Source organism: Mycobacterium hubeiense (assembly GCF_002838065.1).
Taxonomy (GTDB): domain Bacteria; phylum Actinomycetota; class Actinomycetes; order Mycobacteriales; family Mycobacteriaceae; genus Mycobacterium; species Mycobacterium hubeiense.
The window spans coordinates 54262-77822 of the sequence record NZ_PIZU01000021.1 but is presented as its reverse complement, the minus strand read 5'-3'; the positions used below and the strand labels follow the sequence as shown (position 1 = coordinate 77822).

The 23561-nt window shown below is 67.9% G+C and carries 22 protein-coding genes and 1 pseudogene; 11 read left to right on the top strand and 12 right to left on the bottom strand.

Annotated elements, in window-relative coordinates; genetic code table 11:
• Nucleotides 1-133: 133 nt before the first annotated feature.
• Nucleotides 134-244: a hypothetical protein gene (locus CWS39_RS16985; RefSeq protein ID WP_102144101.1), complete on the top strand. Its 111-nt coding sequence runs from the start codon at nucleotides 134-136 to the stop codon at nucleotides 242-244.
• On the opposite strand, the gene CWS39_RS16980 is transcribed toward CWS39_RS16985, so the two are convergent.
• From CWS39_RS16980 to CWS39_RS16970, 3 genes are read right to left on the bottom strand one after another with little or no spacing between them, the layout of a single operon-like run.
• Nucleotides 241-1665 (bottom strand): NAD(P)(+) transhydrogenase (Re/Si-specific) subunit beta, encoded by a 1425-nt coding sequence (locus CWS39_RS16980; protein ID WP_102144100.1) that lies wholly within the window; start codon nucleotides 1663-1665, stop codon nucleotides 241-243. The two genes, CWS39_RS16985 and CWS39_RS16980, sit on opposite strands and share 4 nt — an antisense overlap.
• Nucleotides 1662-1994 (bottom strand): NAD(P) transhydrogenase subunit alpha part 2, encoded by a 333-nt coding sequence (locus CWS39_RS16975; RefSeq protein ID WP_102144099.1) that lies wholly within the window; start codon nucleotides 1992-1994, stop codon nucleotides 1662-1664. The genes CWS39_RS16980 and CWS39_RS16975 overlap by 4 nt, the downstream gene beginning before the upstream one ends.
• Nucleotides 1995-3080, bottom strand: coding sequence for a Re/Si-specific NAD(P)(+) transhydrogenase subunit alpha (locus CWS39_RS16970; RefSeq protein WP_102144098.1), 1086 nt, complete (start codon nucleotides 3078-3080; stop codon nucleotides 1995-1997). It abuts the gene before it with no gap.
• Nucleotides 3081-3162: 82 nt separating this feature from the next.
• On the opposite strand from CWS39_RS16970, the gene CWS39_RS16965 reads away from it, so the two are divergent.
• The 5 genes and pseudogenes from CWS39_RS16965 (at nucleotide 3163) to CWS39_RS28880 (ending at nucleotide 7827) form a co-directional block, all read left to right on the top strand.
• Nucleotides 3163-4302 (top strand): acyl-CoA dehydrogenase family protein, encoded by a 1140-nt coding sequence (locus CWS39_RS16965; RefSeq protein WP_102144097.1) that lies wholly within the window; start codon nucleotides 3163-3165, stop codon nucleotides 4300-4302.
• A gap of 199 nt (nucleotides 4303-4501) precedes the next feature.
• Nucleotides 4502-4846: pseudogene (locus CWS39_RS16960) on the top strand (cytochrome bc1 complex cytochrome b subunit); the annotation flags it as partial.
• A 58-nt stretch (nucleotides 4847-4904) separates the two neighbouring features.
• A complete protein-coding gene (locus tag CWS39_RS16955; protein ID WP_199178161.1) occupies nucleotides 4905-6119 on the top strand; it encodes an acyl-CoA dehydrogenase family protein in 1215 nt (404 codons plus the stop codon).
• Nucleotides 6119-6898, top strand: a complete 780-nt coding sequence (locus CWS39_RS16950) for a tyrosine-protein phosphatase (protein ID WP_199178157.1) — start codon at nucleotides 6119-6121, stop codon at nucleotides 6896-6898. The genes CWS39_RS16955 and CWS39_RS16950 overlap by 1 nt, the downstream gene beginning before the upstream one ends.
• 86 nt (nucleotides 6899-6984) lie before the next feature.
• Entirely contained in the window at nucleotides 6985-7827 is an 843-nt protein-coding gene (locus tag CWS39_RS28880; RefSeq protein WP_158240351.1) for a type IV toxin-antitoxin system AbiEi family antitoxin, read from the top strand.
• Here the strand turns inward: CWS39_RS28880 and CWS39_RS16935 are convergent.
• The 7 genes from CWS39_RS16935 to CWS39_RS16905 form a co-directional block, all read right to left on the bottom strand.
• On the bottom strand, nucleotides 7817-8302 hold the full coding sequence (locus CWS39_RS16935; RefSeq protein WP_102144093.1) for a DUF456 domain-containing protein: 486 nt from the start codon (nucleotides 8300-8302) through the stop codon (nucleotides 7817-7819). The two genes, CWS39_RS28880 and CWS39_RS16935, sit on opposite strands and share 11 nt — an antisense overlap.
• Complete coding sequence (locus tag CWS39_RS16930; protein WP_102144092.1) at nucleotides 8299-8997, bottom strand: haloacid dehalogenase type II; 699 nt, start codon at nucleotides 8995-8997, stop codon at nucleotides 8299-8301. The genes CWS39_RS16935 and CWS39_RS16930 overlap by 4 nt, the downstream gene beginning before the upstream one ends.
• A complete protein-coding gene (locus CWS39_RS16925; RefSeq protein ID WP_102144091.1) occupies nucleotides 8994-9965 on the bottom strand; it encodes an NADPH:quinone oxidoreductase family protein in 972 nt (323 codons plus the stop codon). Before CWS39_RS16925 ends, CWS39_RS16930 begins: the two co-directional genes overlap by 4 nt.
• On the bottom strand, nucleotides 9966-10826 hold the full coding sequence (locus CWS39_RS16920) for an SDR family oxidoreductase (RefSeq protein ID WP_102144090.1): 861 nt from the start codon (nucleotides 10824-10826) through the stop codon (nucleotides 9966-9968).
• Nucleotides 10827-10870: 44 nt separating this feature from the next.
• Nucleotides 10871-12277: an aldehyde dehydrogenase family protein gene (locus CWS39_RS16915; RefSeq protein ID WP_102144089.1), complete on the bottom strand. Its 1407-nt coding sequence runs from the start codon at nucleotides 12275-12277 to the stop codon at nucleotides 10871-10873.
• Between the two features lie 85 nt (nucleotides 12278-12362).
• Nucleotides 12363-13298, bottom strand: a complete 936-nt coding sequence (locus tag CWS39_RS16910) for a class I SAM-dependent methyltransferase (protein WP_102144088.1) — start codon at nucleotides 13296-13298, stop codon at nucleotides 12363-12365.
• A 73-nt stretch (nucleotides 13299-13371) separates the two neighbouring features.
• Complete coding sequence (locus CWS39_RS16905; RefSeq protein WP_102144087.1) at nucleotides 13372-14022, bottom strand: TetR/AcrR family transcriptional regulator; 651 nt, start codon at nucleotides 14020-14022, stop codon at nucleotides 13372-13374.
• Nucleotides 14023-14181: 159 nt separating this feature from the next.
• Here CWS39_RS16905 and CWS39_RS16900 point away from each other — a divergent pair, with 159 nt between their 5' ends.
• The gene (locus tag CWS39_RS16900; protein ID WP_102144086.1) at nucleotides 14182-14748 is read left to right on the top strand and encodes a TetR/AcrR family transcriptional regulator; all 567 of its coding nucleotides are present in this window, start codon (nucleotides 14182-14184) and stop codon (nucleotides 14746-14748) included.
• Nucleotides 14749-14858: 110 nt separating this feature from the next.
• The gene (locus CWS39_RS16895) at nucleotides 14859-16991 is read left to right on the top strand and encodes an FUSC family protein (protein ID WP_102144085.1); all 2133 of its coding nucleotides are present in this window, start codon (nucleotides 14859-14861) and stop codon (nucleotides 16989-16991) included.
• Here the strand turns inward: CWS39_RS16895 and CWS39_RS16890 are convergent.
• Together CWS39_RS16890 and ptsP are read right to left on the bottom strand one after the other, a co-directional pair.
• Entirely contained in the window at nucleotides 16988-17962 is a 975-nt protein-coding gene (locus CWS39_RS16890; RefSeq protein ID WP_102144084.1) for a pirin family protein, read from the bottom strand. The two genes, CWS39_RS16895 and CWS39_RS16890, sit on opposite strands and share 4 nt — an antisense overlap.
• Nucleotides 17963-18017: 55 nt before the next feature.
• On the bottom strand, nucleotides 18018-19754 hold the full coding sequence (ptsP, locus tag CWS39_RS16885; protein ID WP_102144083.1) for a phosphoenolpyruvate--protein phosphotransferase: 1737 nt from the start codon (nucleotides 19752-19754) through the stop codon (nucleotides 18018-18020).
• Nucleotides 19755-19798: 44 nt separating this feature from the next.
• Between ptsP and CWS39_RS16880 the strand changes: the two genes are divergently transcribed.
• From CWS39_RS16880 to CWS39_RS16870, 3 genes are read left to right on the top strand one after another with little or no spacing between them, the layout of a single operon-like run.
• Nucleotides 19799-20566: a DeoR/GlpR family DNA-binding transcription regulator gene (locus CWS39_RS16880; protein ID WP_102144082.1), complete on the top strand. Its 768-nt coding sequence runs from the start codon at nucleotides 19799-19801 to the stop codon at nucleotides 20564-20566.
• A complete protein-coding gene (locus CWS39_RS16875) occupies nucleotides 20563-21546 on the top strand; it encodes a 1-phosphofructokinase family hexose kinase (RefSeq protein ID WP_102144081.1) in 984 nt (327 codons plus the stop codon). Before CWS39_RS16880 ends, CWS39_RS16875 begins: the two co-directional genes overlap by 4 nt.
• The gene (locus CWS39_RS16870) at nucleotides 21543-23549 is read left to right on the top strand and encodes a PTS fructose transporter subunit IIABC (protein ID WP_102144080.1); all 2007 of its coding nucleotides are present in this window, start codon (nucleotides 21543-21545) and stop codon (nucleotides 23547-23549) included. The genes CWS39_RS16875 and CWS39_RS16870 overlap by 4 nt, the downstream gene beginning before the upstream one ends.
• Nucleotides 23550-23561 lie beyond the last annotated feature (12 nt).

The window sequence follows — 23561 nt, the reverse complement described above, 5'->3', positions numbered from 1 at the left end:
AGGCGGATCGGGATCAAACAACTGGTTGGACAGTTTAAGCAAATGGGGTGTGCCCGGCGCCGCCGGTCGGTTTAGACTCCCCTTGAGATCCGGTTCGACCGGGAAACGCTCGCGGCACGCTGGGAGGCATTCGATGGATCCGAATCCGGACTACGACATCAGCGACGAGGGCGAATTCTTCTTCAACTGGTTCGCCTGGGGTCTTCGCGGCGTGTATCCGCCACCGGCGTACCCGCCCGTCTAAAGCGCCTTCAACTCCTCCGCCACCTCGGTAACCGACTTTTTCGCGTCGCCGAACAGCATCGTCGTCCCCTCCGCGTAGAACAGCGGGTTGTCGATGCCGGCGAAACCCGAATTCATCGACCGCTTGAGCACGATCACCGACCGGGACTGGTCGACGTTGAGGATCGGCATGCCGTAGATCGGTGAGCTCGCCTCGTTGCGTGCCGCGGGGTTGGTGACGTCGTTGGCGCCGATGACGATGGTGACGTCGGTGCGGGCGAACTCATCGTTGATGTCGTCCATGTCCTTCATCGCGTCGTAGTCGACCTCGGCCTCGGCCAGCAGCACGTTCATGTGGCCGGGCATCCGGCCGGCCACCGGGTGGATGGCGTATTTCACTGGCACACCACGCTCTTCGAGCAGGGTGGCCAGATCCTTGACGGCGTGCTGCGCCTGGGCCACCGCGAGGCCGTAGCCCGGGACGACGATCACCTGGTTGGCGTAGGCCATCTGGATCGCGGCGTCGGCGGCTGACGTGGACTTGACGTGCTTCTCGCCGCCGTCCCCGCCGCCGACGGCCACGCCGCCGCCACCGAACCCGCCGGCCACGATCGCCGGGATGGACCGGTTCATCGCCTTGGCCATCAGGTTGGTCAGGATCGAACCAGACGCGCCGACGATCATGCCGGCGACGATCATCGCGGTGTTGTTGAGCGCCAAACCTGCTGCGGCTGCAGACAATCCAGTCAACGCGTTGAGCAGTGAGATGACGACGGGCATGTCGGCGCCACCGATCGGCAGCACCACCATCAGGCCGAGCACACCCGCAGCGGCCAGCAGGCCGATCATCCACCACAGCGACGCCCCGCCGGTGCCGGGATGGGCATTGAGCCCGATCACGACGGCGGCGGCCACCGCGCCGGCCAGTAGCAGCATGTTCAACGGCTGCTGCAGTTTGCCGATGCCGATTGGCTTGCCGGGCAGGATCTCCTGCAGCTTGCCGAACGCGATGATCGACCCCCAGAACGAGATCGAGCCGATGATCGCCGCGAACAGCGATGCCACCACGATGTGCGCGGTGGGTTCCTCGCCGTGCTTGAAGGCCGAAAACCCGCTGGTGTCAATGAATTCCGCTAGCGCGATCAGTGCGACGGTGCCGCCGCCGACGCCGTTGTAAAACGCCACCAACTGCGGCATCGCAGTCATCTTCGTCATCCGCGCCGGCGGCACGCCCAGCGCCACACCGACCAGCAGACCCCCGATGATCAATCCCCAGTTCTCGGTGTCGCGGATGGCGACCAGCGTGGCCATCACCGCGATCGCCATACCCGCGGCGGCAATCCAGTTGCCGCGCACCGCGGTCTTCGGCCCGGTCAACCCCATCAGGCCGTAGATGAACATCGCGAACGAGACGAGGTACAGCAGCACGACGAGGTAGTTCATCGGGCTTGTCCATTCGTCTCGGCGGGGGCGGCCTTGGCGGGCTTCTTACCCTTGAACATGCCGAGCATGCGGTCGGTGACCACGAAACCGCCGACGACGTTGAGCGTGCCGAAAACCACCGCTACGAAAAGGATTATCTGGATCGCGAGCGACGGGTGCTCGGCGCGGCCGAGCACCACCAGCGCGCCGATCAGCACGATGCCGTGGATGGCGTTGGTGCCCGACATCAGCGGCGTGTGCAGCGTGTTGGGCACTTTCGAGATCACGGCGAACCCGACGAACCCGGACAACACCAGGATCGCCAGGTTGGCGAGTAGCTGTTCGTACATCTATGCCTCTCGTGTGACGCAGGACGCCGCGATCACTTCGTCGTCGAAATCGGGCGCCAGCGTGCCGTCTTTGATCAGCAGGTCCAGCAGCGCGGTGATGTTCTTGGAGTACAGCTCGCTGGCGTGCTCGGGCATGGTCGCGGGCAGGTTCAGCGGCGAGGCGATGGTCACGCCGTGCTTGACGACGGTCTTGCCCGGCTCGGTGAGTTCGCAGTTGCCGCCGGTCTCGCCGGCGAGGTCGACGACGACGCTGCCCGGCTTCATGCCTTCGACCGCGGCGGCGGTCACCAATCGCGGCGCGGGACGGCCGGGCACCAGCGCGGTGGTGATCACCACGTCGAACCCGGTGATCGCCTCTTCGAGCTTTTTCTGCTGCTGGGCCTTCTCCTCGTCGGTGAGCTCACGCGCGTAGCCACCCTCGCCCGCGGCCTCGATGCCCAGATCCAGCCAGTTCGCGCCGACGGAGCGGACCTGGTCGGCCACCTCGGGACGCACGTCGTATCCGGTGGTGCGGGCGCCCAGGCGCTTGGCGGTGGCCAGCGCCTGCAGGCCGGCGACACCGACGCCGAGCACCAGCACGCTGGCCGGCTTCACGGTGCCTGCCGCCGTCGTCAGCATCGGGAAGAACCGCGTGGACTCCGATGCCGCGAGCAGCACCGCCTTGTACCCGGCGACGTTGGCTTGCGACGAGAGCGCGTCCATCACCTGTGCTCGGGAGATCCGCGGGATGGCTTCGAGGGCGAACGCCTGCACGCCCTTGGCCTTCAGCGCGTCGATCTGGTTGTCAGCGTTGCGCGGGGCGAGGAAGCCGATCAGCGTCTGCCCGCTCTTGAGCCGGTCTACTTCGTCGGGGGTCGGCGGCGCGACCTTGACCACCACGTCGGCCGACCAGGCATCGCCGATCGTCGCGCCCACCGCGGTATAGAGGTCGTCGGGCAGTAGCGCCCCCTCGCCGGCGCCGGCCTCCACCACCACCGCGACACCGCGGTTGACCAGCGACGCGACGGCTTTGGGCACCAGAGCCACGCGCCGTTCGTCCGCAACTGATTCCCGGACGACCCCCACAGTCGTCTGTGTATCTGTCATAAGTTGTGCAGCTCTACTTCCCCCGCCGGATTCACCCTGCGGTATGCATTGTGCAGAACCCTAGTAGGAAGACACATATCGCATGACTGTCGACCGGTTGCTGCCCACCGAGGAAGCCGCTGAGCTGATCGCGCTGACCCGCGACATCGCCGACAAGGTGCTCGACCCGATAGTCGATGCGCACGAGAAGGCCGAGACGTATCCCGAGGGCGTGTTCGCGCAGTTGGGCGAGGCGGGGTTGCTCAGCTTGCCGCAGCCCGAGGAGTGGGGCGGCGGCGGCCAGCCCTATGAGGTGTACCTGCAGGTGCTCGAGGAGATCGCGGCCCGGTGGGCGGCGGTGGCGGTTGCGGTGAGCGTGCACAGCCTGTCGTCGCATCCGCTGCTGATATTCGGCACCGAGGAACAGAAGAAGCGGTGGCTGCCCGGCATGCTTTCGGGCTCGCAGATCGGGGCGTACAGCCTGTCGGAGCCGCAGGCCGGTTCGGATGCGGCGGCGCTGCAGTGCAAGGCGGTGCGGGTCGACGACGGCTTTGAGATCAACGGGTCGAAGTCGTGGATCACCCATGGCGGCCGGGCTGATTTCTATACCTTGTTCGCGCGCACCGGCGAAGGCTCGCGGGGCGTTTCGTGTTTTCTGGTGCCGAGCGACCTGCCCGGGCTGTCGTTCGGCAAGCCCGAGGAGAAGATGGGGCTGCATGCGGTGCCGACGACGTCGGCGTTCTACGACCATGCCCGTATCTCCGGTGATCGACTCATCGGTGCTGAGGGCCAGGGTCTACAGATCGCGTTCTCCGCGTTGGATTCGGGCCGGCTGGGTATTGCCGCGGTGGCGACGGGTATTGCGCAGGCCGCACTGGACGAGGCGGTGTCGTATGCCAATGAGCGGACGACGTTCGGCCGCAAGATCATCGACCACCAGGGGCTGGGGTTCCTGCTGGCGGATATGGCAGCGGCGGTGGTTTCGGCACGGGCGACGTACCTGGATGCGGCGCGCAGACGCGATGCGGGCAGGCCGTATTCGACGCAGGCCAGCATCGCCAAGCTGGTGGCCACCGACGCCGCGATGAAGGTGACGACGGACGCGGTGCAAGTGTTCGGCGGCGTCGGCTACACCCGCGACTACCGCGTCGAGCGCTATATGCGCGAGGCCAAGATCACGCAGATCTTCGAGGGCACCAACCAGATTCAGCGCTTGGTCATCGCGCGATCGCTCACCACTTAGCGTAGGTTCGAGGTCCACCACACACCGGTTTCGCAGCCGTCGAGGGCCCTCCTCACGAGACGCGTCAGCATCGGTTGACGCGGATTTCCAGGGTATATCCCACTGGACGCATCACCATGTGCTGACGTTTCAGCGACAAATGCCTCGCTCGACAGGGCCAGAACGCGTCGGTCGAGGCTTCCCAAAATTGATTGTCATCCGCATCGGCATGGTGGTGCTGCCCGCGATCGTCTACTACATCACCTACCGCTGGTGTGTGGGCCTGCAGCGCAGCGACCGCGCGGTGCTCGAACACGGCATCGAAACCGGCATCATCAAACGCCTGCCCCACGGCGCCTATATCGAACTGCACCAACCGCTCGGTCCGGCTCCATTGGAGTATCAGGGCGCACCCGTCCCCAAACGGCTCAACAAGCTCGGGGCCGCGGGCGTGCCGGGGACGGGCGGCTTGCTCAGCGCAGACCCAGCCGATGAGCACGAGGCGCTGACCGAGGCCGCGCATGCCGCGCAACGCCGCGCGCTCACCGCCTTGCGCCGCGGCTAGCACCGGCGTATCGGCTCTACTCGACGCGTGTCATATCGTGGCGGGCATGGACTTCGCGATGTCGGCCAAGGCGGCTGATTACCACAAACGACTCACCGACTTCATGGTCGAGTTCGTGTTCCCGGCCGAGGCCGAATACCACCGCTATCGCGAGGAGGCCGGCCCGAAGGACCACACCGTGCCGCCGATCGTCGAAGAGCTCAAGGCGAAGGCCAAGGAGCGCGACCTGTGGAACCTCTTCCTGCCGGCGGAGTCGGGGCTGACGAACCTGGAGTACGCGCCGCTGGCCGAGGTGTCCGGCTGGAGCCTGGAGATCGCGCCGGAGGTGCTCAACTGCGCGGCCCCCGACACGGGCAACATGGAGACCCTGCACCTGTTCGCCACCGAGCAGCAGCGCAAGCAGTGGCTCGAGCCGCTGCTGGCCGGTGAGATCCGCAGCGGCTTCTCGATGACCGAACCGGCCGTCGCGTCCAGCGACGCCCGCAACATCGAAACCAGCATCACCCGCGACGGCAGTGACTACATCATCAACGGCCGCAAGTGGTGGACCACCGGCGCCGCCGACCCGCGCTGCAAGATCCTCATCGTGATGGGCCGCACCAACCCAGAGGCGGCCAGCCATCAGCAGCAGTCGATGGTGCTGGTGCCGACCGATACCCCAGGGGTGAACATCATTCGGTCGACGCCGGTGTTCGGCTGGCAGGACCAGCACGGGCACTGCGAGATCGTCTACGACAACGTGCGGGTGCCCGTCGAAAACCTGCTCGGTGAGGAGGGCGAGGGCTTCGCGATCGCACAGGCACGGCTGGGGCCGGGCCGCATCCATCACTGCATGCGGGCGTTGGGGGCCGCCGAGCGGGCGCTGGCGCTGATGATCGATCGCGTGCAGAAGCGGGTGGCGTTCGGTAAGCCGCTTGCCGAGCAGGGCGTGGTGCGGGAAGCAATTGCCAAGTCGCGCAACGAGATCGACCAAGCGCGGCTGCTGTGCCATAAGGCGGCGTGGACCATCGACCAGCAGGGCAACAAGGCGGCGCACGTGCTGGTGTCGCAGATCAAGTCAGTGGCCCCGAAGGTGGCCTGCGACGTCATCGACCGGGCCATTCAGGTGCACGGCGCGGCCGGCGTGTCCGACGACTTCCCGCTGGCGCGGCTATACAGCTGGCACCGGGCGATGCGACTGTTCGACGGGCCCGACGAAGTGCACATGCGCACCATCGCCCGCGCCGAACTGGGCCGCGAGAAATCCCCGCTGGCCGCGGCGGTGACGGGGTAGTGCTGTCCGGTGCGTGGAACTTCCGCGACGTCGCCGAGGAGACGGGCATACGTCCCGGCCGCTTCTACCGGTCCAGCGAGCTGAGCCGACTATCCGAAGAGGGGCAGCGCCGCCTCGTCGAGCTCGGCATCACCGACGTCGCCGATCTGCGCTCGCCGCGGGAGGTGGAGCGCCGCGGGCCCGGCGCGGTGCCACCCGGCGTCGCGGTGCATCTGCTGCCGTTTCCCGACGTGTCCGCCGTTGATGGCGAGGCGCCGCATGAGGCCTCGTTCCAGAAGATGATGTCCGAGAAGCCCGACGACGAGGATGCCGCCGTCGCCGCCAAGCGGTTCATGACCGAGGAGTACCTGCGCTTCCCGACGCTGGGCGGCGCGCAGCGGGCGGTGCGACATGTGGTGGCGCTGCTCGCCGCGGGCCGGCCCGTGATCACGCACTGCTTCGCGGGTAAGGACCGCACCGGCTTCACGGTCGCGACGGTGCTGGAGGCTCTCGGCGTCCCCCGGGACGCCATCCTGGCCGACTTCCTGCGCAGCAATGAGGCGATTGCCCCGCTGCGCGAACGCATTTTGGAGTCGATCCGCAACCGGTCCGAGACGCCCGAGGTGGTGACGTTCGCCGAAGCGCGGTTGACCGACGAAGTGCTCGGCGTGCAGGAGGCCTACCTCGACGCGGCCCGCCGCACCATCGACGAGAACTACGGCGGGTTGCGGGGCTATTTGGAAGCGGCTGGGGTGACGGACGCGGACGTCACCAACCTGCGCACCACGCTCTTGGACTGAGAAACCGTAACGCTACGGCGTTTTTTCGGCTGATTTTCCGCCATAGCGTTACGGTTTCTGTCGGTACCCCCCTACACACTGCCGGTATGGGAGAGCCCTTCATCGGCAGCGCGGCGCTGACCGCCGGCAGTCTGACGCGTCACATACTCCGAACGCGCTTCGTCGCATTGCACCATGACGTCTACATCGACAAGGACGCAGAGATAACGGCCGTCGTCCGCGCGAAGGCCGCCTGGCTGCGATCGCGCGGGCATGGAGTTCTGGCGGGTTTCTCGGCCTCAGCGTTACACGGTGCTCGGTGGATCGACGCGAACCGGCCCGCCGAAATCATCGACACGAACCGCCGGCGAACGGCCGGAATCCTTGTTCGGGCCGACGTGGTCGACGACGACGAGGTCTGCATCGTCGACGGCATGCGGGCCACGACACCGGCTCGAACAGCCGTCGATATTGCCCGCCGATATCCGCTCGACACCGCGGTCGCCGCTATCGACGCGTTGGCCCGAGCCACTCGTCTCAAGGTTCCTGACATCGAGTTGGCCCTGCGGCGGCATCGCGGGCGACGGCTCGATAAAGCCCGCGCCGCAATCGAACTGGTCGACCCCGGAGCGGAATCGCCCCGCGAAACGTGGTTGCGGCTGCTCGTCATCCGCGCCGGCTATCCGCCTCCGGAGACCCAGATTCCGATTTACAACGAGTACGGCGCGCTCATCGGTGTGGTCGACATGGGTTGGCGTGACCGCACGATCGCGCTCGAATACGAAGGCAAGCACCACCGCATGAGCCGAGATGCCTTTGCCAAGGACATTCGACGGATCGAGGCGATGATCGAGCAGGGTTGGATCGTCATCCGGGTGACGGCCGCCGACAGCAAGGCCACCATCCTCCGCAGGCTGGCCACGGCCTGGGCCCGCTGCGCTACTGCGTGAGGTACACGCCGACCACCCACGCCACTGTGGCCAGCAATGCGCCCGTCAGCTCCACCCCCACCGACAGCGCCACACCCTTCAAGGCGTGTTTGGTCGACGTCCACGCCAGCGCCCGGTCGCGGCGGTACGCCAGCTCGGCAAGAAAGACGCCCAGCACGAAGCCGATCACCAGGCCGATCACCGGAATGACAAAGAAGCCGATGATGCCCAGCACGCCACCGGCCACCAGGCTGCGGGTGCTCACGTCCGCGGCCCTCATTCGCCGCACCGGCCAGGTGTACTTGATGACTTCGGCGGCGACGAACAGCGCGGCGGCGATGCCCAGAATCACCCACGCCACGGTGTCGCGCTCGACGATCGCCCACACGGCGATGGCGGCGAACACCAACAGCCCGCCGGGCAGGATCGGCACGATGATGCCGATGATGCCGACGGCGATCGCCAGCGCGACGAGGACGATCCCCAGTGTGCTCACGCGCCCAGCCTTTCTGCGAGGTCGACGAAATCCGTTGCCATGACGTCGAACTCGCCCTCGTCGACCGGGTGCGGCGGGCGTCTGGGCCCGCGTTCCAGCGGCCGCGTCACGTACGCGGTCTTCAACCCTGCCTCGCGCGCCGCCCGCAGATCGCTGGGATGGGCCGCGACGAGCATCACCTCATCAGGCCTGACGTCAAGCAGCGCTGCACATCCCAGATAGGCCTCGCGGTCGGGTTTGTAATGCCGGAACAACTCCGCCGAGATCACGCAATCCCATGGCAGGTCAGCGTGTTTGGCCATGTTGACCAACAGCGACATGTTGCCGTTCGACAGCGTGGTGATGACGAACCGGCGCTTCAGCCGAGTCAGACCCGCCACCGAATCCGGCCATGCTTCGAGCCGGTGCCAGGCGCGGTTGAGGTGGTCGATGTCGTCGCCGCCGACGGCGATGTCCGCGCCCTCCAGCAGGTCGACGAGAATCCCGCGATGCAGGTCGTCGATCGTCATCCACGGCACATCGCCGCGCCGCACGCGGTCCATCGCCGGCGCATACCCGTCTCGCCAAGCATCGGCAATGGCGGCCCAATCCCGGTGTAGCCCATGGCGTTGGCCGAACGCCTTGAGTTCGGCGATGATGCTGGAGCGCCAGTCGACGACCGTCCCGAACACGTCGAACGCCAGCACTTTCACTATGGCCCCAGTGGCTCCAGCACGACCTTGCCGAATACGCCGCCATCGGCCAGGGTCTGCAGGGCGGCCCGGCCCTCGGCCAGCGGGAAGCGCACCGGCGGCGGTGGCCGCAGCCCCGCCTTGACGAGCTCGGAGACGCCGAATGTGAAGACCGACTGGGATCCCGGCTTGCGGTTGACGAACTCGCCGTATCCGACGCCGACGACGCTGACGTTGCGCAGCAGCAGCCGATTGACCTTGACGGTCGGAATGCCGCCCGCCGCAAAGCCGATCACCAGCAACCTGCCCTCGACGGCCAGCGCGCGGATGGCGTCGTCGAAGGCCTCACCACCGATCGGGTCCACCACCAGGTCGACGCCCCGGCCGTCGGTCGCATCCTTCACGGCCTGAAGCCAACCATCGGTCAGCGGCAGCACCACGTCGGCGCCCAGCGACTTCACAAATTCCAGAGCCGACGGCCGGTGCACCATCGCGATCACCGTGGCGCCCAGCGCCTTTGCGATCTGAACGGCCGCGGTGCCCACGCCCCCGGCCGATCCCAGCACCAGCACCGTCTCCCCCGGCCGCAACGCGCCGCGCCGGGCCAGCGCGAAGTACATCGTCTGGTAATTGCCCAGCAGCGCAACGGCTTCGGCGTCGTCGAGGCTGTCCGGCGTCAGCGTGAGATAGGACGGCGCGACCGCCACCCGCTCTGCCCATCCGCCCAGCATCGTCAGCGCCGTCACCCGTTGTCCCGGCTTGAACTCGGAGTCATCCGGTGCCGAGCGCACCACTCCGGCGACCTCGGTGCCGGGGATGAACGGCGGGTCCAGCTTCAACTGATACTCGCCGCGCAGCAGCAGCAGCTCGGGGAAGCTCACCCCGGCGGCACGTACGTCGACGACCACCTTGTCGTCACCGCCGGGGTCGTCAACGTCTACATAGGCCAACCCCGCAGGCCCGGAAAGCTCCTGCGCGACAAGTGCTTTCATTTAGAGGCTGAACGTGGCGCGTTGTGCGGCAGACAGATCCGTGATCTCGCCCCACTTGGCGGCCACGTCATCGATTGACGGCACCTCGGAGAACGTCACACCCTCGTTCTGGAACAGCGCGGCCCGCTGCACCTTTCCGCCACCAACGATGAACACCGACGCGGTGTCCGGCAGCTCCTCGGTCATCAGGTAGGCCACCACCGGCGCCACGTACTCCGGCGTCAGCTTCTCGAACACCTCCGGCGGCAGAATGTCCTGCGTCATGCGGGTGGCCGCGATCGGCGCGACGGCGTTGGTCTTGATGTTGTACTTCGCGCCCTCCTGCGCCAGCGTGTTGATCAGGCCGACCAGGCCGAGCTTGGCGGCGCTGTAGTTGGCCTGCCCGAAGTTGCCGAACAGCCCGCTGGTCGAGGTGGCCACGACGACGCGTCCGTAGCTCTGCTCGCGGAAATGCGGCCAGGCAGCACGGATTACGTTGTAGCCGCCGTACAGGTGCACCTTGAGCACGGCGTCCCAGTTCTCGAACGTCATCTTGTGGAAGGTGCCGTCGCGCAGGATGCCCGCGTTGGAGACCACGCCGTCGACCTTGCCGAACTCGTCGAGCGCGGTCTTGATGATGTTCTCTGCGCCCTCCGGTTCGGCCACGCTGTCGTAATTGGCGACGGCTCGGCCACCGGCTTCTTTGATCTCGTTGACCACCTGATCGGCCATCGAATGTCCCGCGCCGGTGCCGTCGCGCGCACCACCGAGGTCGTTGACTACGACGCTGGCGCCCTCCCTGGCGAGCGTCAATGCGTATTCGCGGCCCAGGCCTCCGCCCGCTCCGGTGACGACGATGACGCGATCCTGCACTCCTGGCATTACGTTCCTCTCCTGAACGGGATGGGGTCGGGCCGACGCTCAACCTAGAACAGTTTGCGCGCCAGCTTCCACGCCTTCTCTGTATACGGCGGGTAGATCATGGCCGTTAAGTCGGGTCGGGTCGGCTTGGTCATCACGGTCTTGCGGTGGCTGAACTCCTCGAAGCCGTACTTACCGTGATAGGCGCCCATACCGGACGGGCCGACGCCGCCGAACGGCAGCTTGGCGCTGGTCGCGTGGAACACCAGATGGTTGACCAGCATGCCCCCGGCGGGAACTTCCTTGACGACGCGCTCGCGGATCGCCTTGGCCTTGGTGAACAGGTAGGCGGCCAGCGGCTTGGGCCGGCTGGTGACGAATGAGATTGCGTCGTCCAGAGATTGGACGGTGACCACGGGCAGGATCGGCCCGAAGATCTCATCTTTCATCAGCGGTTCGTCCGGGTCGGGGTCGACGACGACGGTGGGTTGCAGTCTCAGCTCCGCGGCGTCGGACTGCCCGCCGAGGACCACCTTGCCCTTGGTCTCCGACAGATAGCCGACGAGCCGGTCGAACTGACGCTGGTTGACGATGCGCATGCCCTTGGGCTCGTCGGCGGCGAAGGTCTTGATGGCCTCGCCGATCTTGTTGACGAGCTCGTCGCGGATGGCGGCGTCGACCAGCACGTAGTCGGGGGCCAGGCAGACCTGGCCGGCGTTGAGCAGTTTGGTCCAGGCGATCCGCTTGGCGGCGACGTCCACATCGGCGTCGGCCGCGACAATCACCGGGCTCTTCCCGCCCAGTTCGAGGGTGACCGGCGTCAAGTGCGGCGCGGCGCCGGCCATGATCTTGCGACCGATCTCGGTGCCGCCGGTGAACATCACCCGATCGAAGCCCTGCGCGATGAGTTCCTGGCTCACCGCGCCATCGCCCTCCACCACTGCGATGGCGTCGCGGTCCAGATACTTCGGCACCAGCTCGGCCATCACCGCCGAGCTGGCCGGTGAGATCTCAGATGGCTTGAGCACCACGGTGTTTCCGGCCGCGATGGCGCCGACCAACGGTCCCAACGTCAGGTAGAACGGGAAGTTCCACGCGCCGATGATGAGCACCGTGCCGTAGGGCTCGTACTCCACCCACGCGCTGCCGGGCAGCTGGTTGAACTCCAGGAAGCTGCGCTTGCGGCGCATCCATTTCCCGACGTGCTTGGCGGCGTAGCGGGCCTCCGCGGCCGTACTCGCGACGTCGGCCAGCCACGCCTCGAACGGTTTGCGGCCGAGGTCCTTTTCCAGCGCGGTGGCGATCGCCGACTCGTTGTCGACCAGCAACCGCTCGAGCGCCTTGAGTTGCTGTTTGCGCCACTCGACGCCGCGGGTGCGGCCGGTGGCGAAGGTTTCCCGAAGTCGGCGGACGGTGCCCGGGATGTCGGGGGCGGCGGGAACCTGCGCGGCGGCGACGGATTCGGTGGTCATGGCGGGTGTCCTTCCTGACCGGAGGAATACCCGATACTAACCATCCGGTTGGCCGCCCAATAGAGGCCCGCTCGCGCCGGGAAAATCAGCGGCGCGAGGCGGTGACGAACGTCGAGAACGACTCGTCGTGGGAGTCTTCGGGCGGCAGCACCCAGCGGCCCAGCCGTCGCATCTCGGCCTGCGACGTCACCGCGGCGCTCTGCCAGCCGTGCGCGTCGAGCCACTCGGCGACATCGGCGCGGTCGGGGTCGTTGTACATCAGCTCCTGGATGTCGAGAGCAGCCACCATGCCGACGTTCTCGGCGATGCGCGCGAACCGCTCCCGCATCTGCTCACGCCGCTCCTCGGCCTGCACGCCGACGGTTTCCACGGCGATCCGGCTGCCGGACGCACTCAACGCGGTGACCTCTTCGAACAGCCGGTCCTGCGCCTCGGCGGGCAGATACATCAACAGCCCCTCGGCCAGCCACGCCGTCGGCGCCTGGGCCTCAAACCCGTTGTCGCGCAACGCCGATGGCCAGTCATAGCGCAGATCGATCGGCACTTCCCGCAACACCGCCGATGGTTGCACACCATGCTCGGCCAGCGTCGACGACTTGTACTCCAGCACCTTGGGCTGGTCGATCTCGAACACTGTCGTGCCCGCAGGCCACGGCAACCGGTAGGCCCGTGAATCAAGGCCCGCGGCCAGGATCACCACCTGTCGGATCCCGGCCGCCATCACGTCCGCGAAGTAGTTGTCGAAGAAATGCGTGCGCACCGCCTGGTAGGCGCCCATGTGCTCGAAGATGACCGCCGCCTCGGCGTCGATCTCGCTCACGCGCTCGACGAATGTGTCGTCGAGCATCGACTCCCACACACCGGTCCCCGCGCCGGCAACCAGAATCTTGGCGTACGGGTCGCGGATCAGCGGGTCGTCGCGTTCGGTTTCGGCGGCCCGGGCGGCCGCGACCATCACCGCGGTGGAGCCCACGCTGGTCGCGATGTCCCAGGTGTCGTCGTCGGTCCGCAGCGAGCTCATCGCACGTCGCTCAGATCAGTCATTTGGTTCGCAATGCTACCGAATAACTTAGCTGAGCTATACGAGCTGTGCGCTACCTCACTGCCGCGCCGTCGCGCAGCTGCCACAGCTTGTTGGCCATCAGCATCTCGAACTTGTCGACGATGGCCGCAAGGTCCTCGTGGTCTCCGACATAGCCGGCGTAGAAGCCCATCCCCCACATCACCGCCACCAGCATCTCGACGATCGAAGAGACGTCGGTGTCGGTGACCAGCTCGCCGCGCTTGATCGCGTCGGTCACCGCCGACGACACGAACTCGCGGGAATGCTTCAAGGCATCGCCATTGTCGTTGCGCAGATCGGGATGGCGCTGAGACTCCAGCACCGAGGTCACGAGAAAAGCTGCGGCCGAACGGTCTTGGGAATCGGCCTGCATCGTAGCCGCGAAAAACGCCGACAGCTGTCCCAACAACGAGGTCGCGTCCTGGGCTCTGGCCAACCCCGCGCTAATAACCATCGCGTTGGTCTGCTCGACGACTTCCCGCCACAACACCTGCTTGCTGGCGAAATAGTGGTTGATCGCGGGCCGGGTCAGATCGGCCCGGATAGCGATCGCCTGGAAGGTCGCGGCGTCGTAGCCGAGTTCGCTAAACACCTCTCGGGCGGCCCGCACGATGCGCTCGCGCGTTTCCGCGGCCTTAGCTGCAGGAGGACGTCCGGGGCCGCGACTCGCCGTATGCACCACGGTCAAATTGTGCCACAGATCACGTTGCCTGATGAGCGGGGTCCCCCTTTGCAGAAACCGCCGCGATGGGATTCCAGCAAACGACATGAATGCGTAGTGCGTACGCAATCCAGCGATGAGGGCAGACGCAGGCACGGTGGCGAACTAGGGTGAGCTGCCATGGCGAGCGGCGTTTCGCGAGAGGCCTACTTCGAAACCGGTCTCGAGGTCTTGGCGGAGCGGGGGTATGGCGGCCTGAAACTGGCCGAGGTGTGCAACCGGCTGGGCGTCACGACCGGGTCCTTCTATCACTATTTCCCCAACTGGCCAGCCTATACCCGGGAGCTGGTCACGCACTGGATGCAGGCCCGAACCACGCATGTGTTGGACGGCGTGCGCACCGAGCCGGATCCGCGACGGCGCATCGACGCGCTGAAGAAGGAGGGGTTGGCGTTGCCGCACGGCGCCGAGGCCGCCATCCGGGTGTGGAGTTCGATGGACCGGGATGTGTACGCGGTGCAGGCCGCGGTCGATCAACAGCGCTTCGACATCATGTACGAGTCGGCGTTCGAGATTCTTCAGAACAAGCGGGCGGCGCATCTGTTCGCCTCGTGGGGTCTGTACCTGGTGGTCGGCTACGAGCAGGCGGCGCTGCCACCCGATCCGGCCGCGCTGGAGTGGCTCGTCGACCAACTGCTCGACGCTTTGGACTCCGGCCACTTCGCCTCGGTGCCCGACGCCGACTGATGCGATTTCGGCGTAGCTCTACTTTTCCTTCAGGGGACGCCTCGTAGGCGTGAAAATTCGCCTCACCAGCACCACCAGGCACATCAGTTACGCATTTTCCGGTCAGTTGGTTGCGCTCGCCGAAATCGCTGTGGCACCGCATACAGCAACGCGATCCCGAGCACGACGCGTTCCGTCGCGCACTGCGCGCGGCGATCGTGATGCCCGTCGCGGCGGCCGCCGGCTTCACCGTCGGCGCCGGTTCGCAGACGCCGCTGTTCTGCATCTTCGGGTCGGTCGCGCTGCTCATCATGGTCGACTTCCCCGGCAACCGGCCGGCCCGCGCGCTCGCCTACTTCGGCCTGGGCTTCAACGGGGCCGTGCTGATCGCGCTGGGCACGCTCGTGGCACCCCATCCCTGGCTGTCCGTGGTGTCGATGTTCGTGCTCGGCGTCGCGGTGATCTTCGCCGGCGTGCTCAGCGAGATCATCGCCGCGGGCCAACGGGCGACTCTGCTGCTGTTCGTGCTGCCGGCGTGCACGCCCGTCGGCCCCATTTCGGAGCGGCTGCTGGGCTGGCTCATCGCGCTGGTGGTGTGCGTGCCCGCGGCGTTGTTCCTCTTCCCGCCGCAACATCACGACGAGCTGCGCCGGCAAGCGGCGCGGGTCTGCAACAGGCTGGCCGACCGGCTCGAGGGCGCGGCGGACGGGCGCGAGGTCACCCGCGCGATGAACGCGCTCTACGAAAGCTTTCTCAACGCCGACTATCGCCCCGTCGCCCTGACCGCGGGCAGCCGGGCGCTGGTGCGGGTGGTCGACGACCTCGGCTGGCTCTCCGATCGGATTACCGCCGACACCGGCGAAAAGCTCGGTGCCATGCGGGATCCGGCGGTGCGGGTGCTGCGCGATTGCGCCGCGGTGCTTCGCATTCGCGGCCGCGCCGAGCGTTCCGCCCGCAGCAACGACCTGCGTGAGGCACTTGCCCAGCAGCGGTCGGTCGCGCAGGGCACCTACCGCACCGACATCGTCGAGTTGTTGGACGCACCCGACGACGCCACCGCGCTCGCGATCGGACGTACCTTACTGAACCGCCGCACCATCTCGGCCACCGTCGCGGTGACCGGGCGGATCATCCGCAACGCCGCCGAGGCCGACGCCCGACCTGTCTGGGCGCGGGTGTTGGGCCGCCGGCTGCCCGAGACCGGCGCCGCGGACTGGATCATGCCGGAGACGACGGCGGTCGCGGCCATCACCAAGGGCTTCCTCGCCACCCGGGCGGTGGTGCTGCGCAACAGTTTGCGCACCGGGCTGGGGCTGGCGCTGGCGGTCGCGGTCACCCACGTCTTTCCGGTGGAGCACGGGTTCTGGGTGGTGCTCGGCGCGATGTCGGTGTTGCGCAGCAGCGCGCTGACCACCGGCACCCGGGTGTTGCGCGCGGTTGCGGGGACGGCGGTGGGTTTCGTGTTGGGCGCGCTGCTCATCGAGCTGGTCGGGGTGGAGCCGGTGGTGTTGTGGGCGCTGCTGCCGATTGTGGCGTTCGGTTCGGCGTATGTGCCCGAGGTGGCGTCGTTCATCGCCGGGCAGGCCGCGTTCACGATGATGGTGCTGATCAACTTCAACCTGATCAACCCGACGGGCTGGCGGGTGGGGCTGGTGCGGGTGGAGGACGTCGTGGTGGGCGCGATGGTGGGCATCGTGGTGTCGCTTCTGCTCTGGCCCCGGGGTGCGACGGCGTCGGCATCCAAGGCGATCGAACGGGCCCGCACCGTCGGCGCGAAGTTTCTGACCGCGGCCGTGCGGCGGGTCACACGCGGAGCGTCCGAGGCGGCCACCGACCGGGTGATGGCGCTCAGCCACGCCGCGCTGGAGGCGTCGCGCACGATGGACGATGCTGTGCGGCAATATCTTTCGGAGAATGGCGGCACCACCGATCTGCGGGCGCCGGTGGTGCGGGCCGCCAACCGCGCCATCCGGTTGCGCGCCGCCGCGGAATTGATCACCGACGTGGTGCCGCCGCCGCTGGGCGTCTACCCACGCACCCGCGACGTGCTCGAAGAGCACGCCGATGCGATCAGCGCGCGGTTCATGGGCGTGCATGCCTGGCCGCCGCGGCCGCCGATCTCCGACGCGTTCGTCCTCGCGCTTCGCGCGGAGTCGGCCGGTGACGACTTGGCGATCTCGGCGGCGCTGCCGTTGGTCACCGTCGCGGCCAATCTCGGTGAGCTGGAGTTGCTCTACCCCCAGCCCGCCGAGAAGGTGGGTTAGCGGCCGGGCCGGTGCGGCATCAGCGCGTTCGGCGGGATCGCGCCGAATTTCCCGGCGTTGAAATCCTCCAGCGCCTGGACCAGTTCGGCCTTGGTGTTCATCACGAACGGGCCGTAATGGAACACCGGCTCGCGGATCGGTTGACCGCCAAGCAGCAGCACTTCCAGCGCGGGCCGGTTCAAATCCTGCGTGGCTTGCGCGGCGACGCTGATCCGGTCGCCCGGGCCGAGCACTGCCAGCTGGCCCTGGTGGATGGGATGGCCGACGGGGCCGACGGCGCCGCGGCCGGACAGCACATAGACCAGTGCGTTGAAGTCGCGCTTCCACGGCAGGTTCAACCGTGCGCCGGGCTCGATCGTCGCGTGCGCCAAGGTGATTGGCGTGTGCGTGGCGCCCGGACCCCGATGACTGGCGATGTCGCCGGCGATGATGCGCACCAGCGCCCCGCCGTCGTCGGAGCTCAGCAGCGTCACCTGGTTGCCCTCGATGGCCTGGTATCTGGGCTCGGCGAACTTGTCCTTGCGCGGCAGGTTCACCCACAGCTGGATGCCGTGGAACACCCCGCCGCTCTCGACGAGCTCCGCGGGCGGGGTTTCGATGTGCAGGATGCCGGACCCGGCCGTCATCCATTGCGTCGCGCCGTCGGTGATCAACCCGCCTCCGCCGTGCGAATCCTGGTGCGCGAAGCGGCCGTCGATCATGTAGGTGACGGTTTCGAATCCGCGATGCGGATGCCAGTCGGTGCCTCGCGGCTCACCGGGCTGGTACTCCACCTCGCCCATCTGATCCATATGCACGAACGGGTCGAGGTCGGCGGTGCTGACGCCGGCGAACGCGCGGACGACGGGAAATCCCTCACCCTCGTAACCGCGGGGGCCGGTGGTGATCGACCGGACCGGGCGTTCGGTGTCGGACGGCGTGGGTGGGGCGATTCGGGGCAGGGTCAACGTATCGGCGGTGACGGCGGGCATCGGTACCTCCTATATATGGCGTACCGGTTATAACCGGACTGCGGTCCGATTATTCCTACGACAGCGCCTCGAGCGCCGCAGCGCGCGCGTCGGCGGCGGTGGCGCTGGCCAGCACGGCGTCGGCCGCCGCCCGGCACTGCGCCAGCGTGACCTGCGCGAGTTTGGCGCCAACCCCGGGAATCGCCGCGGCAGCCGCCGACAGCGATGTCATACCGAGACCGACCAGCACGCAGGCCAGCAGCGGATCGGCCGCGGCCTCGCCGCACACCCCGACCGGCTTGCCCGCCCGCGCACCCGCTTGCGCGGCCATCGCGACCAGCGCCAGCACCGCGGGCTGCCACGGGTCGGTGAGCGTGGCGAGTTCGGCCGACATCCGGTCGGCGGCCATCGTGTACTGGGCCAGATCGTTGGTGCCGATCGACAGGAAGTCGACGTGTTCGAGAATCCGGTCGGCCCGCAACGCCGCCGCGGGCACCTCGATCATCACGCCCGGCGTCAGGCCATGCGAACGGGCCTTGGCGGCAAAGTCTTTCGCTTCGTCGGCGGTGGCGATCATCGGCGCCATCACCCACGGCGCATTGCCGGTGCGCTCGCCGGCGCGGGCGATGGCCTCCAGCTGACGCTCCAGAATCCCCGGATTGCCGTGTGCGATACGAATGCCGCGCACCCCCAACGCGGGGTTGGCCTCGTCCGGATGCCCGGCGAATTTCAGCGGCTTGTCCGATCCCGCGTCGAGCGTCCTGACGACGACCTTGTCGAAGGCGCTCAGCACCTCGGCATAGATATCGGCCTGCTCGTCGACCGTCGGCTCGGTGTCGCGGTTGAGGAAACACAGCTCGGTGCGGAAGAGCCCGACGCCCTCGGCCGGCGTTTCGCGTGCCGAGCGGGCGGCGGCGCCGTCCTGCACGTTGGCGAGGATTGCGACGGCGTGGCCGTCGGCGGTGGCGCCCGGCCCGGTCCAATGCGCGGCGCGTTCGGCTTCTCGTTGTGCGGCCGCGACGGCCTCGCCCGCAGCGGCCTCGTCGGGGGCAACGCGCACCGTGCCGCGGGTGCCGTCGACAAGCACCATGGTTCCGGCTGCCACTGCGTCCAGGCCGTCGACGGCGACCACACACGGAATGCCCAGCTGGCGGGCGATGATCGCGGTGTGGCTCGTCGGCCCGCCCAGCGTGGTGGCCAGCGCGATGACCAGCGACGGGTCGAGGCCGGCGGTGTCGGCCGGCGCCAGATCCTCGGCGCACAGGATCGACGGCACCGCGGGCAGCGGGACGCCGGGTTCGGGCAATCCACGTAGTTCGGCGATGACGCGGTCGCGGATGTCCTTCAGATCGGTGACCCGCTCGGCCATCAGCCCGCCGACCTGAGTGAACAGGTCGATGAACTGGTCGACGGCCTCGACCACCGCACGCACCGCAGGGACCCCGCTGGTGATGCGCTTCTCCGCGGCGCCCAGCCAGGCCCGGTCCTGCGCCAGCGTGGCGGTTGCGGCGAGCACTTCGGAGGCCGCGCCCGTGGCGTGGGCCGCGCGCTCCCGCAGGCGGTTGGCGACGGCGCTGGCGGCCGCGGCGAATCGGGCCGCTTCGCCGCGGCGGTCCTGCTCGGGTACCTCGGGCTCGGTGTCCTCGAGCACGGGCGGCCGGCCCGGGCGGATCACCGGGCCGTAGGCGACGCCGGCGACCACTGGAACCCCGCGCAGCACGGTGAGTGAGGTAGGCGGCGATGAAGCAGTCATGTGAAGCAGATTACAAGAATTTCTTGACAAGTCAACATGAACGGGAGTAAAACCAAACATATCCACATTCAAGTGGGCGTGATGCCACACAATCGGGAGCCGCGATGTATGCCGAAGAGCGCCAGGAAGCGATCGCCAAGCTGGTGATCGCGAAGGGCCGCGCCTCCGTCGCGGAATTGGCGCAGGCCTACGACGTCACCACCGAGACGGTGCGCCGCGACCTGGCCGCGCTCGACAAGGCCGGCGTGCTGCGCCGCGTGCACGGCGGCGCGGTGCCGGTGCGTGCGCTTCACCTCGTCGAGACCGGTGTCGGCGAACGCGAGACCACGCGCTCCGCCCAGAAGGACGCCATCGCCGCGGCCGCCGCCGAGTTCTTTCCGCTCAGCGGGGCGAGCGTGCTGCTGGATGCCGGGACGACGACCGCGCGCATCGCCGCGCAGTTGCCGACGGATCGCGAGCTCGTCGTCGTGACGAACTCCGTGCCGATCGCGGCCCGGCTGGCCGGTATGCCGTCGGTGACGCTGCAGGTGCTCGGCGGGCGCGTGCGCGGCCTCACCCAGGCCGCGGTCGGCGAGCAGGCGCTCCGCGTGCTGGACACCCTGCGGGTGGACATCGCCTTCATCGGTACCAACGCGATCAGCGTCCGCCATGGCCTCTCCACCCCGGACAGCGACGAGGCCGCGGTCAAGCGCGCGATGGTCAAGTCCGCGAACTACGTTGTGGTGGCGGCGGATTCGTCGAAGGTGGGCCGCGAGGAGCTGGTCAGCTTCGCACCGATCTCCAGCGTCGACACGCTGATCACCGACTCCGAGATCACCGACGCCGACCGCCGGGAATTCACCGAGCAGGGCGTTGAGGTGGTGACCGCATGATCGTCACTGTCACACCTAACCCGAGCATCGACCGCACCGTCACGCTCGCCGCGCCGCTGACCCGGGGCGCGGTCCAGCGGGTGAGCTCGGTGACCACCGAGCCCGGCGGCAAGGGCGTCAACGTCGCCCGCGCGCTGACGCTGGCCGGCGTCGACGCGGTCGCAGTGCTGCCCGCGTCGGGTTCAGATCCGCTGGTCACGGCGCTGCACGACGGCGCGGTGCCGTTCCGCTGCGTGCCGAGCCATGAGCCCGTGCGCACCAACCTGGCGATCACCGAACCCGACGGCACCACCACCAAACTCAACGAACCTGGCGCCGCGCTCGACGCGGCCGCGTTGGACACGCTTACCCGCTCCGTCGTCGCGAGCGCCGGCGACGCGGCATGGGTGGTGTTGTCGGGATCGTTGCCGCCGGGAGTGCCCGACGGGTGGTACGCCGATGTGGTTTCACTGCTGGCCGGATTGCCCTGCCGCGTCGCGGTGGACACCTCCGACGCCCCGCTGGCCGCGCTGGTGACGGCGTTCGATCGGGCGGCTCCCGACTTGATCAAGCCCAATGCCGAGGAACTCGCTGCGGCCCTTGGCCTTTCGGCCCAAGCACTAGAGGCCGCGGTGGCCCAAGGCGATCCCGAACCCGTGGTCTCCGCGGCGCGCCAGTTGGTGGAGCGCGGGGTCGGCGCGGTCCTTGCGACGCTGGGTGCCGCGGGCGCGGTGCTGGTCGACGAATCCGGCGGCTGGGTCGCCGCCCCGCCGCCGATCGTGCCGCGCAGCACCGTCGGCGCCGGTGATGCTTCGTTGGCCGGATACCTGCGCGCCGACGTTCTAGGAGCCGTGCCTGCGCAACGGCTGCAGATGGCCGTCGCCTACGGCAGCGCCGCGGCCGCCATGCCCGGCTCGGCGCTGCCCTCCCCCGACCAGATCGACCTCGACGCTGTCCGAGTTAACGAATTCGTAGCCGCCACAACGGAAGTGACCCCATGACCGAGCCCATCATCAACACCGACCTGGTTCTGCTGGATATCAATGTCGGAGACGCAGGCGGGGACAAGCAGGCCGTCATCGGCCGGCTGGTCAATCGCCTGGCCGACGCCGGGCGCACCAGCGACGCCGACGGGCTGGTCGCCGCGGCGATGGCCCGCGAGGAGCAGTCCGCGACGGGATTGCCCGGCGGCATCGCGATCCCGCACTGCCGGTCCCCGCACGTCGACACGGCGTCGATCGGATTCGCGCGGTTGAAGCCCGCCGTCGACTTCGGCGCCCCTGATGGGCCCGCCGATCTGGCGTTCCTGATCGCGGCTCCGGAGGCCGGCGGCGCCGAGCACATGAAGCTGTTGTCCAGCCTGGCCCGCGCCCTGGTGCGCAAGGACTTCGTCGAGTCGCTACGGGCCGCGTCGACGCCCGATGAGGTGGTCGCACTCGTCGACGGCGTGCTGAACCCTGAGAAGCCCGCTGTGGCAAAGGAACCCGCTGCACCGCAACCCAAGACGTTGATAGCCGTCACCGCCTGCCCGACCGGCATCGCACACACCTATATGGCGGCCGATTCGCTGGCCGCCGCGGCCAAGAAGGCCGGCGCCACCCTGCATGTCGAAACCCAAGGCTCCTCGGGCAGCACGCCGCTGTCCGCGGAGACCATCGCCAAAGCCGACGCGGTCATCTTCGCCACCGACGTCGGTGTGAAGGACAAGCAGCGTTTCGCGGGCAAGCCCGTCGTCGCCTCCGGCGTCAAACGCGCCATCAACGAGCCGGACAAGATGATCGCCGACGCGCTCACCGCCGCAGCTGATCCCAATGCCCCACGCGTGGAAGGCGGTGGCGCTGAACCGGTACCCGCCGCGGCGTCGGCCGGCGGCGTGGGTTGGGGCACCCGCACCCGTCAGATCCTGCTCACCGGCGTGAGCTACATGATCCCGTTCGTCGCGGCCGGCGGTCTGCTGATCGCGTTGGGCTTCCTGTTCGCGGGGTACGACATCGCCAGTACCCCTGCCGGTGAAACCGATTCGTTGGGCAACATCATCGCGACGACGAACTCGCTGACCGACCTGCCGAGCGGCGGGCTGATGCAGTACCTCGGAGCGGTGTTGTTCACGCTGGGTGGTCTGGCGTTTTCGTTCCTGGTTCCGGCGCTGGCCGGCTACATCGCGTTCGCGATCGCCGACCGGCCCGGCATCGCACCGGGATTCACCGCCGGAGCCGTCGCCGTGTTCGTGGGCGCCGGCTTCATCGGCGGCATCGTCGGCGGCCTGATCGCCGGATTCGCCGCGCTGTGGATCAGCAGAACTAAAGTGCCGCAATGGTTCCGCGGGCTGATGCCCGTCGTCGTGATCCCGCTGCTGGCGTCGCTGATCGTCGGCCTGCTGATGTTCCTGCTGCTGGGCCGGCCGCTGGCGTGGCTCACCACCAGCCTGACCAACTGGCTGAGCGGCATGACCGGCACCTCGGTGGTCATCCTCGGCGTCATCCTCGGTCTTATGATGTGCTTCGACCTCGGCGGCCCGGTGAACAAGGCGGCGTACGCATTCGCCACCGCAGGGCTCAACATCGCCGATCCCGCGTCGCTGCGGATCATGGCCGCGGTGATGGCCGCCGGCATGGTGCCGCCGCTGGCGGTGGCGCTGGCCTCGACGCTGCGGCCGGGGCTGTTCACCGAACCCGAGCGGGAGAACGGCAGGGCCGCTTGGCTTCTGGGGATGTCCTTTATCTCCGAGGGAGCCATCCCGTTCGCCGCGGCCGACCCGCTGCGGGTGATCCCGTCGATGATGTTCGGTGGCGCCGTCACCGGCGCGCTGGTGATGGCGTTCGACGTCACGCTCAAGGCACCGCACGGCGGCATCTTCGTGTTCTTCGCGATCGGGCACCTGCTGTGGTTCCTCGTCGCCCTGGCCGCCGGCACCGTCGCCGGCGCGGTGGCGGTCATCGCCGCCAAACAGTTCGCCCAACCCAGCGTCGTCGCGGACGAGACCCCCGCGCCGGTGCCCGCCTGACCCGTCCACCAC